Here is a 12,816-nt window from a genome sequence, read left to right on the forward strand (position 1 = left end):
TTGGGATACAGAATACCCATCACGCTCGGCAATATAGAACCGCTGGCGTCTAAACCCTTTCGGCCAGGCAAGATGGCGCTGGTCTGCGAAGGCGGCGGCCAGCGCGGCATTTTCACCGCCGGCGTGCTGGACGAGTTTCAGCGTGCGGGCTTTAACCCTTTCGATCTGCTGATCGGCACGTCGGCCGGTGCCCAGAATCTCTCCGCCTATATCTGCGGGCAGGTGGGTTACGCACGTCGAGTGATCACCCGTTACACCACTTCTGCCCAGTTCTTCAATCCGCTGCGCTTCGTGCGCGGCGGGCATCTCATCGATCTCGATTGGCTGGTCGATACGGCGGCGGCGCAGATGCCGTTGGCGATGGACGTGGCGGAACAGCACTTTACCGACGGGCGCGAGTTCCTGCTGTGCGCCTGCCGCAGCGATGACTTTGAGCCGACCTACCTGCCGGCGCAGCGCGAACGCTGGCTGCCGGCCATTAAGGCCTCCAGCGCCATTCCCGGTTTTTATCGCCAGGGCGTGGAGCTGGACGGCGTCAGCTATCAGGACGGCGGCATCAGCGATGCGATCCCGGTGGAAGAGGCCTATCGTCGCGGCGCCGACACCATCGTGGTGATCCGCACCGTGCCCTCGCAGATGTACTACACCCCGCAGTGGATGAAGCGCATGGAGCACTGGCTGAGCGACAGCAGCCTGCAGCAGATGGTGCGTATCCTGCAGCATCATGAGCAAAGCTATCACCGCATCCAGCGCTTTATCGAGAAGCCGCCGGGCAAGCTGCGCATCTTCGAAATCTTTCCGCCGAAGCCGCTGGCCAGCAATGCGCTGGGCAGCCGACTGGGGGCGCTCAATCAGGATTATCACCTGGGGCGCCGCTGCGGCCGTTACTTCCTGGCCACCGTCGGCCAGTGGATGGCGCAGCCGGAGCCGGACGGCATGAAGGTGAAAAAAGCGCTGTCGCGCCGCCTGATCCAGCCGGAGAACGTCAGAATGCCTTCGCCGATCGTGACCGATATCGTCATGCCGTCCGAGCTGGGCGCGCAGCCGGAGGCCGCGGTAGCGGCGCCGAAGATCATTCTGCCGGGTGATTTGCCGCCGGGTGAAGGGGGGGCGCTGTGAGTTACGCCTTTACCGATACTCACTGCCATTTCGATTTTCCGCCCTTTACCGGGCATGAGGCCGAGAGCCTGACGCGGGCGGCAAGCGCCGGCGTGCAGCGCATCATCGTCCCGACGGTCACCGCCGATCGCTTTGCCCGGGTGCTGCGGCTGGCGCAAGATCACGCGCCGCTGTTCGCCGCGCTGGGGCTGCACCCGCTGTATATCGCGCAGCATCATGAGCCGCAGTTGGAGCAGCTGGCGACGCTGCTGGCCGAACGGCCGCGCAAGCTGGTGGCAGTGGGGGAGATCGGGCTCGATCTGTATATGGACAACCCGCAGTTCGAGCGCCAGCAAAGCGTGCTGCTGGCCCAGCTGAGGCTGGCGAAACAGCATGACCTGCCGGTGATCCTCCATTCGCGCCGCACCCACGATCAGCTGGCCGCGGCGCTGCGGCGCATGCAGTTGCCGCGTCGCGGCGTGGTGCACGGCTTCGCCGGCAGCCTGTCGCAGGCGCAGGCCTTTATCCGCCTCGGCTATTACATCGGCGTGGGCGGCACCATCACCTATGAGCGGGCGCAAAAAACGCGCGGCGTGATGGCGCAGTTGCCGCTCGAGGCGCTGTTGCTGGAGACCGATGCGCCGGACATGCCGCTGGCCGGCTATCAGGGGCAGCCGAATCGCCCCGAACGCGCCGCCGAGGTGTTTCAAACGCTGTGCGAGCTGCGGCCGGAACCGGCCGACGAGATTGCCGCCCACCTGCAACGCAATACTCAGGCACTGTTCGCCATGCCGGATTGATGGGTTTATAACGTGACTTGCGTCACGTTATAAGATTTTCATTTGCGTCTCGTTGTATACATTTGTGACATAAATCGGTGCGAGGGTGACCTCGCTCAGTATAATCCCCCCCGAAACACTCCAATAGCAGACCTCTCTTCATGAGCAGGGATGTACTTTATTTTTTGCAACAGGGAAACTTTGCATGCAACTCATCATGAGTCTGGTCGGTATGGCGGTGCTGATCGCCATTGCGGTGCTGCTCTCCAGCAACCGCCGGGCCATTAAACTGCGCACCGTCGTGTGGGCGTTCATCATCCAGATCGGCATCGGCGCGCTGGTGCTGTACGTGCCGCTGGGCCGCAGCATCCTCGGCAGTATGTCTAACGGCGTGGCAAACGTTATCGCCTACGGCAATCAGGGCATTTCGTTCATCTTCGGCGGGCTGGTGTCCGACAAGATGTTCGAGGTGTTCGGCGGCGGCGGCTTCGTGTTCGCGCTGCGTGTTCTGCCGGTGATCGTGTTCTTCTCCTCGCTGATTGCGGTGCTGTACTACCTCGGCATCATGCAGTTGGTGATCCGCGTGCTGGGCGGCGGCCTGCACAAGCTGCTGGGCACCTCGCGCACCGAATCGCTGTCGGCGACCGCCAACATTTTCGTTGGCCAGACCGAAGCGCCGCTGGTGGTGCGCCCGTATATCGCCACCATGAGCCAGTCAGAGCTGTTCGCCGTGATGTGCGGCGGCCTGGCCTCGGTAGCCGGTTCGGTGCTGGCAGGGTACGCGCAGATGGGCGTGCCGCTGGAATACCTGATTGCCGCGTCCTTCATGGCCGCGCCGGGCGGGCTGCTGTTCGCCAAGCTGATGGTGCCGGAAACCGAGCAGACCCACGATAAAGACGATGCGATGAAGCTGATCGCCGAAGAAGATCGTCCGGCCAACGTGATCGACGCGGCGGCTTCCGGCGCAGCCTCCGGCATGCAGCTGGCGCTGAACGTCGGTGCGATGCTGTTGGCGTTTATCGCGCTGATCGCCTTGCTTAACGGCATTCTCGGCGGTATCGGCGGCTGGTTCGATTATCCGCAGCTGTCGCTTGAACTGATCCTCGGTTGGGTGTTCTCACCGATCGCCTTCCTGATCGGCGTGCCGTGGAGCGAAGCGATGACCGCCGGTTCGTTTATCGGCCAGAAGATCATCGTCAACGAGTTCGTCGCCTACATGAACTTCGGCGCCTATCTGCGCCCGGACGACGTGGTGGCGGCGGAAGGCCTGCAGGTGCTGTCGACGCACACCAAGGCGATCATCTCCTTTGCGCTGTGCGGTTTCGCCAACCTCTCTTCGGTGGCGATCCTGCTGGGCGGTTTGGGGAGCATGGCGCCCAACCGTCGCCATGACATCGCACGCTTCGGTCTGAAGGCCGTGGCGGCGGGCACGCTGTCCAACCTGATGAGCGCCACCATCGCCGGTTTCTTCCTGGCGCTGTAAGCCATCCCGGAGCCCGCGACGGCGCGACCGATCGCGGGACTCCGCCTATACTCTAAGCAACGCGGGTGCTTGCCGCACCCGCAATCTTCAGCCGCTTCTTTAGCGAATTTGTGAACGATATCGCGTTATTTTGTGATGCTCTTCACATATAATTCCGGTCTGTTACAGTGCTATTTCATATAGTGTGACGATGAACGCGAATCGCCCTTGGCATTCGTGTTCAAATAGCTATTACTGGCCGGCCGCAAGGCGGGTGGCCATGTGCGGTGAGAAGGATCTCAGTTGCCGCCGCGGGAACGCCGTTCCCCTGCGCTATCTTCATGGAACCAAGTCCGCTCGCCAACACCCAGGTACTCAGTTGGAGAGTTTTATGACCGAATTAACCGCAGCAGCGCAACGTGCGCTGAACCTGATGGATTTAACCACGCTGAATGATGATGACACCGACGAGAAAGTGATCGCCCTCTGTCGTCAGGCCAACAGCCCGGCCGGCCACACGGCGGCCATCTGCATCTACCCGCGTTTTATCCCGGTAGCGCGTAAGGCGCTGCGTGAGCAAGGCACGCCGGATATCCGTATCGCCACCGTGACCAACTTCCCGCATGGCAACGACGATATCGACATCGCGCTGGCGGAAACCCGCGCGGCCATCGCCTATGGCGCGGATGAAGTGGACGTGGTGTTCCCTTACCGCGCGCTGATCGCCGGCAACGAACAGGTCGGCTTCGAGCTGGTGAAACAGTGCAAGCAGGCTTGTCAGGCGGCCAACGTGCTGCTGAAAGTGATCATCGAAACCGGTGAGCTGAAGCAGGCCGACCTGATCCGCAAGGCGTCCGAAATCGCCATCAAGGCCGGGGCGGACTTTATCAAGACCTCCACCGGCAAGGTGCCGGTCAACGCCACGCTGGAAAGCGCCGAGCTGATGATGTCGGTGATCCGCGATCTGGGCGTGGCGAAGACGGTGGGCTTCAAGCCGGCCGGCGGCGTGCGCACCGCAGAGGATGCGCTGCATTATCTGCAACTTGCCGATCGTATTCTGGGCGAAGGCTGGGCCGATGCGCGGCATTTCCGCTTTGGCGCTTCCAGCCTGCTGGCCAGCTTGCTGACCGCGCTGGGCCACCAGACCCAGACCGCCGGCGGCGGCTACTGATCGATTTCGTTGGCGGGCGCCAGGCGCGCCCGTCTGCACCGACTCTCGGCGACACAGGGGGATGCCTTGTTCCTGGCTCAAGAAATTATTCGTAAAAAACGCGACGGCCAGCCGTTAAGCGAAGCGGAAATCCGCTTTTTCATCAACGGCATTCGCGACAACGTGGTGTCGGAAGGGCAGATCGCCGCGCTGGCGATGACCATTTATTTCCATGACATGAGCATGCCGGAGCGCGTGGCGCTCACCATGGCGATGCGCGATTCCGGCACCGTGCTGGATTGGAAGAGTCTGGCGCTGAACGGCCCGATTGTCGACAAGCATTCGACCGGCGGCGTGGGCGACGTGACCTCGCTGATGCTTGGCCCGATGGTGGCGGCCTGCGGCGGCTATGTGCCGATGATCTCCGGCCGCGGCCTGGGGCATACCGGCGGCACGCTGGACAAGCTGGAAGCCATTCCGGGCTTCAATATTTTCCCGGACGATAACGCCTTCCGCAAAATCATTCAGGACGTCGGCGTGGCGATCATCGGCCAGACCAGCTCGCTGGCGCCGGCGGACAAACGTTTCTACGCCACCCGCGACATTACCGCTACCGTGGATTCGATCCCGCTGATCACCGCCTCCATTCTGGCCAAGAAGCTGGCGGAAGGGCTGGATGCGCTGGTGATGGACGTGAAGGTCGGCTCCGGCGCCTTTATGCCGACCTATGCCCTGTCGCAAGATTTGGCGCAGGCGATCGTCGGCGTGGCCAACGGCGCGGGTTGCAAGACCACCGCGCTGCTGACCGACATGAACCAGGTGCTGGCCTCCAGCGCCGGCAACGCGGTGGAAGTGCGCGAAGCGGTGCGCTTCCTGACCGGCGAATACCGCAACCCGCGCCTGCTGGAAGTGACGCTGGCGCTGTGCGTGGAAATGCTGCTGTCCGGCGGCCTGGCGCAAGACGAGGCCGACGCGCGCGCCAAACTGCAGGCGGTGCTGGACAACGGCAAGGCGGCGGAGGTGTTTGGCCGCATGGTGGCGGCGCAGCAGGGGCCGATAGACTTCGTCGAACGCTACGATAGCTATCTGCCGGCGGCAACGCTGAGCAAGCCGGTGTATGCTGAAAAGCCGGGTATCATCAGCGCCATGGATACCCGCGCGCTGGGCATGGCGGTGGTTTCGCTGGGTGGCGGCCGTCGCCGGGCGAGCGACGCCATCGACTACAGCGTTGGGCTGACCGAGGTGGCGCGCCTGGGCGATAAAGTGGATGCCCAGCAGCCGTTGGCGATGATCCACGCCAACGATGAAGAGAGCTGGCAGCAGGCGGCCGATGCGGTGCGCAGCGCAATGACGCTGAGCGACAAGGCGCCGGAAGCGACGCCGGTGGTGTATAAGCGCATCACGGAATAACCCAAGAATCAGGAACGGCCGCGGCTTTTTCGCGGCCGTCCAAAGCGTGAGAACACGCAGGAGAGCACAGATGAAACGCACATTTATTATGGTATTGGACTCCTTCGGCATCGGTGCCAGCGAAGACGCCGAACGTTTTGGCGACCAGGGTTCCGACACCCTGGGCCACATCGCCGAGGTTTGCGCGCGCGGTGAGGCCAACGTGGGCCGCCAGGGGCCGCTGACGCTGCCTAACCTGAGCCGTCTGGGCCTCGGTAAAGCGGCGGAAGAGTCCACCGGCAACTTCCCGCAGGGGCTGGACCGCAACGCCGACATCATCGGCGCTTACGCTTACGCCAGCGAGCTCTCTTCCGGTAAAGACACGCCGTCGGGCCACTGGGAAATCGCCGGCGTGCCGGTGCTGTTCGACTGGGGCTACTTCACGGACGAGCACAACAGCTTCCCGCAGGCACTGCTGGACAAGCTGGTCGAGCGCGCCAAGCTGCCGGGTTACCTGGGCAACTGTCACTCGTCCGGCACCGTGATCCTCGATCAGCTGGGCGAAGAGCACATGAAAACCGGCAAGCCGATTTTCTACACCTCCGCCGACTCGGTGTTCCAGATCGCCTGCCATGAAGAAACCTTCGGCCTGGATCGCCTGTATGAGCTGTGCGAAATCGCGCGTGAAGAGCTGACCGAAGGCGGGTACAACATCGGCCGCGTGATCGCGCGTCCGTTCGTCGGCGATAAGCCGGGCCACTTCCAGCGCACCGGCAACCGCCACGATCTGGCGGTAGAGCCGCCGGCGCCGACCGTGCTGAAAAAGCTGGTGGACGAGAAGGGCGGTGAAGTGGTGTCGATCGGTAAAATCGCCGACATCTACGCCAACGTCGGCATCACCAAGAAGGTGAAGGCGACCGGCATCGACGCGCTGTTCGACGCGACCCTGATCGAAATGGAAAAGGCCGGCGACAACACCATCGTGTTCACCAACTTCGTAGACTTTGACTCCTCCTATGGCCACCGCCGCGACGTGGCGGGCTACGCTGCCGCGCTGGAGCTGTTCGACCGCCGCCTGCCGGAGCTGCTGAAGCTGGTGAAAGACGAAGACATCATCATCTTCACCGCCGACCACGGCTGCGACCCGACCTGGCCGGGCACCGACCACACCCGTGAGCACATCCCGGTGCTGGTTTACGGCCCGAAAGTGAAGCCGGGCTCGCTGGGCCACCGTGAGACCTTCGCCGACATCGGCCAGACCGTCGCCAATTACTTTGGCCTGTCGCCGATGGATTACGGTAAGAGCATGTTTTAATTCGTGAGTCTCAGACGGCGGCGCAGCTGGCCGCCGTCTGACATGCCACGGTTTATACGTTTAACGCTATTTAATACGATTTAAAGGAAGAGAATTATGGCTACGCCGCACATTAATGCTGAGATGGGTGATTTCGCTGACGTAGTACTGATGCCGGGCGATCCGCTGCGTGCAAAATACATCGCCGAAACCTTCCTGGAAGGCGCGGTGGAAGTGAACAACGTGCGCGGCATGTTGGGCTTCACCGGCACCTACAAAGGCCGCCGCCTCTCCGTAATGGGCCACGGCATGGGCATCCCGTCCTGCTCCATCTATGCGCGCGAGCTGATCGCCGAATTCGGTGTGAAGAAGATCATTCGCGTGGGCTCCTGCGGCGCGGTGCGTGACGATATCAAACTGCGTGACGTGGTGATTGGCATGGGCGCGTGCACCGACTCCAAGGTGAACCGTCTGCGCTTCAAGGACAACGACTACGCGGCGATCGCCGACTTCGACATGGTGCGCAACGCGGTCGACGCGGCGGCGGCGCAGGGCATCCCGGCGCGCGTGGGCAACATCTTCTCCGCCGATCTGTTCTACACCCCGGATCCGGACATGTTCCAGGTGATGAAGAAGTACGGCATCCTGGGCGTGGAAATGGAAGCGGCCGGCATCTACGGCGTGGCGGCGGAGCTGTACGAAGAGTTCGGCTGTAAGGCGCTGACCATCTGCACCGTGTCCGACCACATCCTGCGTCACGAAGCGACCACGGCGGCGGAACGCCAGACCACCTTTAACGAAATGATCGTTATCGCGCTGGAATCCGTGCTGCTGGGCGACAAAGCGTAATACCCCGGCGGGCGTCATCATGACGCCCGCCCGTCAATCTATTCATTCCGCTTGGCCAGTTTTGGCTAACGCTTTACCTTTCAATTGGTTGTGGATCCCGTTGTTACGGACAATCTATTCACCGAAAGGACAAGAAAACGGCGCGAGCGCATTCAGCGCCTGGCCTGAGTTACCCCTGCTTCGGCGCTTCCTGTTTTTTCTCCGGCGCATCCTCTTCGTCGTCTTCCACCGTATTGCCTTCTGCCAACGGCGTGTTGGCGGTCAACAGATACGGTGACTGCTGCCAGCGGCTGCGGCGGTGTTGCAGCAGGGTGCGCGCCAGAATGATGCCGATCGCCAGCGCCAGCAGGATCATCAGGCGCAGCAGGTTGGTGGTGTTGTCCACCTGCTTGGATTCGGTCGCCAACACGTGGGTGTCGAGGGTGATGCGGATAAAGCCGATCGGGCCGTCTTTGCCCTGAATGGATTCGACCAACTGGTGGTTGAAGTAGCTGCCGGCGCGTTTGCCGTCGAGCGACAGGCGATCGCGTATACTTATCTGTTCCCCGGCGTGGGAGACCAACGTGCCGTCCAGCTGATACACGCTGACGTCGAGAATGCGGCTGTGATCGGTGAGCTGCTTGAGGATGGCGTCGATGCGCGGGGTGTTGCCGTCGTCGTCCAGCAGCGGCGCCAGGCTGTAGGCGACCTGTTTGGTCAGCGTCTGCGCCAGTTCTTCAACCTGCTCGGATCGCGCCATTTGGTGACTCAGGCTAAAATAAGAGGCGCCCTGCATCAGCAGCACCAGCAAAGCCAGGCAAATCAGGATAATAGCGGTGCGGTGCAGGCGAAATTTCAGTTTAGCGCGAGCCATGCAGGTTCCTTGGGCATCGGGGACACTTTATGTTGCCAGAACCGCTGGCGATAGGATAGCTTGATGCGTCGTTTTATCATGCAGCGTTTTTGTCCATTCAGGAGTCAATGATGTCAAACAGTCTGACCTATTGCGATCTTCCGGCGGAGATCTCTCAATGGCCGGGTCTTCCCCTTTCGCTCAGCGGCGACGAAGTGATGCCGCTGGACTACCGGGCGGGCAATACCGGGTGGCTGTTATACGGCAGAAAGCTGGACAAGGCGCGCATTACGCAATTCCAACGTAAGCTCGGCGCGGCGATGGTGATCGTCACCGCCTGGGGCGTGGACGACTATCAGGTGGTGCGGTTGGCGGGCACGTTGACGCCGCGCGCCAAGCTGTTGGCGGCGGAGAGCGGGCTGGACGTGGCGCCGCTCGGCAAGATCCCACACCTGCGCACGCCGGGGCTGCTGGTGATGGACATGGATTCGACGGCGATCGAGATCGAGTGCATCGACGAGATCGCCAAGCTGGCGGGCGTCGGCGAGCAGGTGGCGGAAGTCACCGAGCGCGCGATGCGCGGCGAGCTGGACTTTACCGCCAGCCTGCGCCAGCGCGTCGGCACGCTGAAAGGGGCCGACGCCAACATCCTCAAGCAGGTGCGCGACGAGCTGCCGCTGATGCCGGGGCTGACCAGCCTGGTGGGCAAGCTGCAGGCAATGGGCTGGCATGTGGCGATCGCCTCCGGCGGCTTCACCTACTATGCCGAATACCTGCGCAACCGGCTGCGGCTGGTGGCGGCAGCGGCCAATGAGCTGGAGATCCGCGACGGCAAGCTGACCGGCGAAGTGCTGGGGCCGGTGGTGGACGCACAGTTCAAAGCCGACACGCTGCTGCGGCTGGCGGAAAAGCTTGAGATCCCGCTGGCGCAGACCGTGGCCATCGGCGACGGCGCCAACGATTTGAAAATGATGCAGGCGGCGGGGTTGGGCATCGCCTACCACGCCAAACCGAAAGTGTATGAAAAAGCGCAGGTGGCGATCCGGCATGCGGATCTGATGGGCGTGCTGTGTATTCTCACCGGCAGCCTGAAACACGAAGTGCGATAACGAAAGATTGAGGTAAGACGTGGCAAAAGCGGCAAAACGGGCATTTGTGTGCAATGAGTGCGGGGCGGACTATCCGCGTTGGCAGGGGCAGTGCAGCGCCTGCCATGCCTGGAACACCATCACGGAAGTGCGTTTGGCCGCATCGCCCGCAGCGGCGCGCAACGATCGCCTCAGCGGTTATGCCGGCGACGCCGGCGTCAGCAAGGTACAGAAGCTGTCGGAAATCAGCCTTGAGGCGCTGCCGCGCTTCACCACCGGCTTTCTCGAGTTCGACCGCGTGCTGGGCGGCGGCGTGGTGCCCGGCAGCGCCATTCTGATCGGCGGCAACCCCGGCGCCGGCAAGAGCACCCTGTTGCTGCAGGTGCTGTGCAAACTGTCCGAACAGATGAAAACCCTGTACGTCACCGGCGAGGAGTCGCTGCAGCAGGTGGCGATGCGCGCTCACCGTCTGGGGCTGCCGACCGGCGGCCTGAACATGCTGTCGGAAACCAGCATCGAGCAGATCTGCCTGATCGCCGAGCAGGAGCAGCCGAAGCTGATGGTGATCGACTCGATCCAGGTGATGCACATGGCGGACATTCAGTCTTCGCCGGGCAGCGTGGCGCAGGTGCGGGAAACCGCCGCCTATCTGACGCGCTTCGCCAAGACGCGCGGCGTGGCGATCGTCATGGTCGGCCACGTCACCAAAGACGGCTCGCTGGCCGGGCCGAAAGTGCTGGAACACTGTATCGACTGTTCGGTGCTGCTGGATGGCGACGCCGATTCCCGCTTCCGCACTCTGCGCAGCCACAAGAACCGCTTCGGCGCGGTCAACGAGCTGGGCGTGTTTGCCATGACCGAACAGGGGCTGCGCGAAGTCAGCAACCCTTCGGCGATCTTCCTCAGCCGCGGCGATGAAGTCACCTCCGGCAGCTCGGTGATGGTGGTGTGGGAAGGTACCCGGCCGCTGCTGGTGGAGATCCAGGCGCTGGTGGATCACTCGATGATGTCCAACCCGCGCCGCGTGGCGGTGGGCCTGGAGCAGAACCGGTTGGCGATCCTGCTGGCGGTGCTGCACCGGCACGGCGGGCTGCAGATGTCGGATCAGGACGTGTTCGTCAACGTGGTCGGCGGGGTAAAGGTCAGCGAGACCAGCGCCGATCTGGCGCTGCTGATGTCGCTGGTCTCGAGCCTGCGCGATCGGCCGCTGCCGAACGATCTGGTGGTGTTCGGCGAAGTGGGGTTGGCGGGAGAGATTCGCCCGGTGCCGAGCGGCCAGGAGCGCATCTCCGAAGCGGCCAAGCACGGCTTCAAGCGTGCCATCGTGCCGCACGGCAACATGCCGAAGAAGCCGCCGGCCAACATGCAGGTGTTCGGGGTCAAGAAGCTGGCGGACGCGCTGGACGTGCTGGAAGAGTTTTATTAATGTCGCCGACGGCGAGAAAGATATGCTATTTTGTTTAGCATACTAAACGGAGGTGGCCATGCCGCAATTTGATTACCTGAAGACGTCCATTAAGCAAAAGGGCTGTACTTTGCAGCAGGTGGCGGATGCCAGCGGCATGACCAAAGGCTATCTCAGCCAGCTGTTGAACGACAAGATCAAAAGCCCGAGCGCGCAAAAGCTCGAGGCGCTGCACCGTTTTCTCGGGCTGGAGTTCCCGCGTAAAGAGGTTAAAGTCGGCGTGGTGTTTGGTAAATTTTACCCGCTGCACACCGGCCACATCTACCTGATCCAGCGCGCCTGCAGCCAGGTGGACGAGCTGCACGTTATCTTGTGCCATGACGAGCCGCGCGATCGCGAGCTGTTCGAGAACAGTTCGATGTCGCAACAGCCGACGGTCAGCGATCGCCTGCGCTGGCTGCTGCAGACCTTCAAGTACCAGAAAAACATCCATATCCACTCGTTCGACGAGCAGGGCATCGAACCCTATCCGCACGGCTGGAACGTGTGGAGCGACGGCATGAAGGCCTTTATGGAACAGAAGGGCATCGTGCCGAGCTTCATCTATTCCAGCGAAGCGCAGGATGCGCCGCGCTACCGCGAGCATCTGGGCATCGAAACCATTTTGGTCGACCCCGAGCGTTCGTTCATGAACATCAGCGGCAATCAGATCCGCCAGGATCCGTTCCGCTATTGGGACTACATCCCGACCGAGGTGAAGCCGTTCTTCGTGCGCACCGTAGCTATCCTCGGCGGCGAATCGAGCGGCAAGTCGACGTTGGTCAACAAGTTGGCCAACATCTTCAACACCACCAGTGCCTGGGAATATGGCCGCGATTACGTGTTTTCGCACCTGGGCGGCGACGAGATGGCGCTGCAGTATTCCGACTACGACAAAATTGCCCTCGGGCAGGCGCAATACGTGGATTTCGCGGTCAAGTACGCCAACAAGGTGGCGTTTATCGATACCGATTTCGTGACTACGCAGGCATTTTGCAAAAAGTACGAAGGGCGTGAACACCCCTTCGTGCAGGCGCTGATCGACGAATACCGTTTCGATCTGGTGATACTGCTGGAAAACAACACGCCGTGGGTGGCGGACGGCCTGCGCAGCCTCGGCAGCACCGCCGATCGCCTGGCGTTCCAGCGCCTGCTGGAGGAGATGCTGCGCGCCAACAACATCGAGTACGTGCACGTTGAGTCCAGCGATTACGAAGAGCGTTTCCTGCGCTGCGTCGAGCTGGTGCAACAGCTGCTGGCGGCGGACGCCGGCCGGTTGAGCGCGCCCGCCCATCGTCACGCGGCAGGCTGAGTAAAATTAGCGTAATGTGCGATCGATGCGGCAGAAACGCCACCCAGGCGCACATTTAACGGCTTGTTTAAACATGGTTCATTCGACAGCGACTAAGTTAAGATTTTCTTTACAATAAC

11 protein-coding genes are annotated in these 12,816 nt (G+C 61.9%); 10 read left to right on the top strand and 1 reads right to left on the bottom strand.

Annotated features, from left to right (window positions below):
• From AC4PR2_RS05960 to deoD, 7 genes are all read left to right on the top strand, one after another.
• Positions 1 to 1,119: a patatin-like phospholipase family protein gene (locus AC4PR2_RS05960; protein WP_197802336.1), complete on the top strand. Its 1,119-nt coding sequence runs from the start codon at positions 1 to 3 to the stop codon at positions 1,117 to 1,119.
• On the top strand, positions 1,116 to 1,898 hold the full coding sequence (locus AC4PR2_RS05965) for a TatD family hydrolase (RefSeq protein ID WP_060422321.1): 783 nt from the start codon (positions 1,116 to 1,118) through the stop codon (positions 1,896 to 1,898). The genes AC4PR2_RS05960 and AC4PR2_RS05965 overlap by 4 nt, the downstream gene beginning before the upstream one ends.
• A 184-nt stretch (positions 1,899 to 2,082) precedes the next feature.
• Entirely contained in the window at positions 2,083 to 3,360 is a 1,278-nt protein-coding gene (locus AC4PR2_RS05970; RefSeq protein ID WP_055312699.1) for a NupC/NupG family nucleoside CNT transporter, read from the top strand.
• 370 nt (positions 3,361 to 3,730) lie between these two features.
• Complete coding sequence (deoC, locus tag AC4PR2_RS05975) at positions 3,731 to 4,510, top strand: deoxyribose-phosphate aldolase (RefSeq protein WP_004933072.1); 780 nt, start codon at positions 3,731 to 3,733, stop codon at positions 4,508 to 4,510.
• A 66-nt stretch (positions 4,511 to 4,576) separates the two neighbouring features.
• The gene (deoA, locus tag AC4PR2_RS05980; protein WP_019454991.1) at positions 4,577 to 5,899 is read left to right on the top strand and encodes a thymidine phosphorylase; all 1,323 of its coding nucleotides are present in this window, start codon (positions 4,577 to 4,579) and stop codon (positions 5,897 to 5,899) included.
• Between the two features lie 70 nt (positions 5,900 to 5,969).
• On the top strand, positions 5,970 to 7,193 hold the full coding sequence (deoB, locus tag AC4PR2_RS05985; protein ID WP_049198074.1) for a phosphopentomutase: 1,224 nt from the start codon (positions 5,970 to 5,972) through the stop codon (positions 7,191 to 7,193).
• Positions 7,194 to 7,289: 96 nt separating this feature from the next.
• Positions 7,290 to 8,021 carry a purine-nucleoside phosphorylase gene (deoD, locus tag AC4PR2_RS05990; RefSeq protein WP_197802341.1) on the top strand — a complete coding sequence of 244 codons (732 nt, stop codon included), beginning with the start codon at positions 7,290 to 7,292 and terminating at the stop codon, positions 8,019 to 8,021.
• Between the two features lie 169 nt (positions 8,022 to 8,190).
• On the opposite strand, the gene AC4PR2_RS05995 is transcribed toward deoD, so the two are convergent.
• Entirely contained in the window at positions 8,191 to 8,874 is a 684-nt protein-coding gene (locus AC4PR2_RS05995) for a YtjB family periplasmic protein (RefSeq protein WP_060422328.1), read from the bottom strand.
• Between the two features lie 110 nt (positions 8,875 to 8,984).
• On the opposite strand from AC4PR2_RS05995, the gene serB reads away from it, so the two are divergent.
• The 3 genes from serB to nadR are packed head-to-tail and all read left to right on the top strand — an operon-like array spanning position 8,985 to position 12,697.
• The gene (gene serB, locus AC4PR2_RS06000) at positions 8,985 to 9,962 is read left to right on the top strand and encodes a phosphoserine phosphatase (RefSeq protein WP_016929162.1); all 978 of its coding nucleotides are present in this window, start codon (positions 8,985 to 8,987) and stop codon (positions 9,960 to 9,962) included.
• A 19-nt stretch (positions 9,963 to 9,981) separates the two neighbouring features.
• On the top strand, positions 9,982 to 11,367 hold the full coding sequence (gene radA, locus AC4PR2_RS06005; protein ID WP_025159617.1) for a DNA repair protein RadA: 1,386 nt from the start codon (positions 9,982 to 9,984) through the stop codon (positions 11,365 to 11,367).
• A 58-nt stretch (positions 11,368 to 11,425) separates the two neighbouring features.
• A complete protein-coding gene (gene nadR / locus AC4PR2_RS06010) occupies positions 11,426 to 12,697 on the top strand; it encodes a multifunctional transcriptional regulator/nicotinamide-nucleotide adenylyltransferase/ribosylnicotinamide kinase NadR (RefSeq protein WP_049198077.1) in 1,272 nt (423 codons plus the stop codon).
• The last annotated feature ends 119 nt before the right edge of the window (positions 12,698 to 12,816 follow it).

Source organism: Serratia sp. A07 (assembly GCF_058725505.1).

What these genes read in the sequence shown, in the direction of transcription:
- AC4PR2_RS05970 (WP_055312699.1), top strand. Translation starts at nt 2,083, where the DNA reads ATGCAACTCATCATGAGTCTGGTCGGTATGGCGGTGCTGATCGCCATT.
- deoC (WP_004933072.1), top strand. Translation starts at nt 3,731, where the DNA reads ATGACCGAATTAACCGCAGCAGCGCAACGTGCGCTGAACCTGATGGAT.
- deoB (WP_049198074.1), top strand. Translation starts at nt 5,970, where the DNA reads ATGAAACGCACATTTATTATGGTATTGGACTCCTTCGGCATCGGTGCC.
- deoD (WP_197802341.1), top strand. Translation starts at nt 7,290, where the DNA reads ATGGCTACGCCGCACATTAATGCTGAGATGGGTGATTTCGCTGACGTA.
- AC4PR2_RS05995 (WP_060422328.1), bottom strand. Translation starts at nt 8,874, where the DNA reads ATGGCTCGCGCTAAACTGAAATTTCGCCTGCACCGCACCGCTATTATC.
- serB (WP_016929162.1), top strand. Translation starts at nt 8,985, where the DNA reads ATGTCAAACAGTCTGACCTATTGCGATCTTCCGGCGGAGATCTCTCAA.
- nadR (WP_049198077.1), top strand. Translation starts at nt 11,426, where the DNA reads ATGCCGCAATTTGATTACCTGAAGACGTCCATTAAGCAAAAGGGCTGT.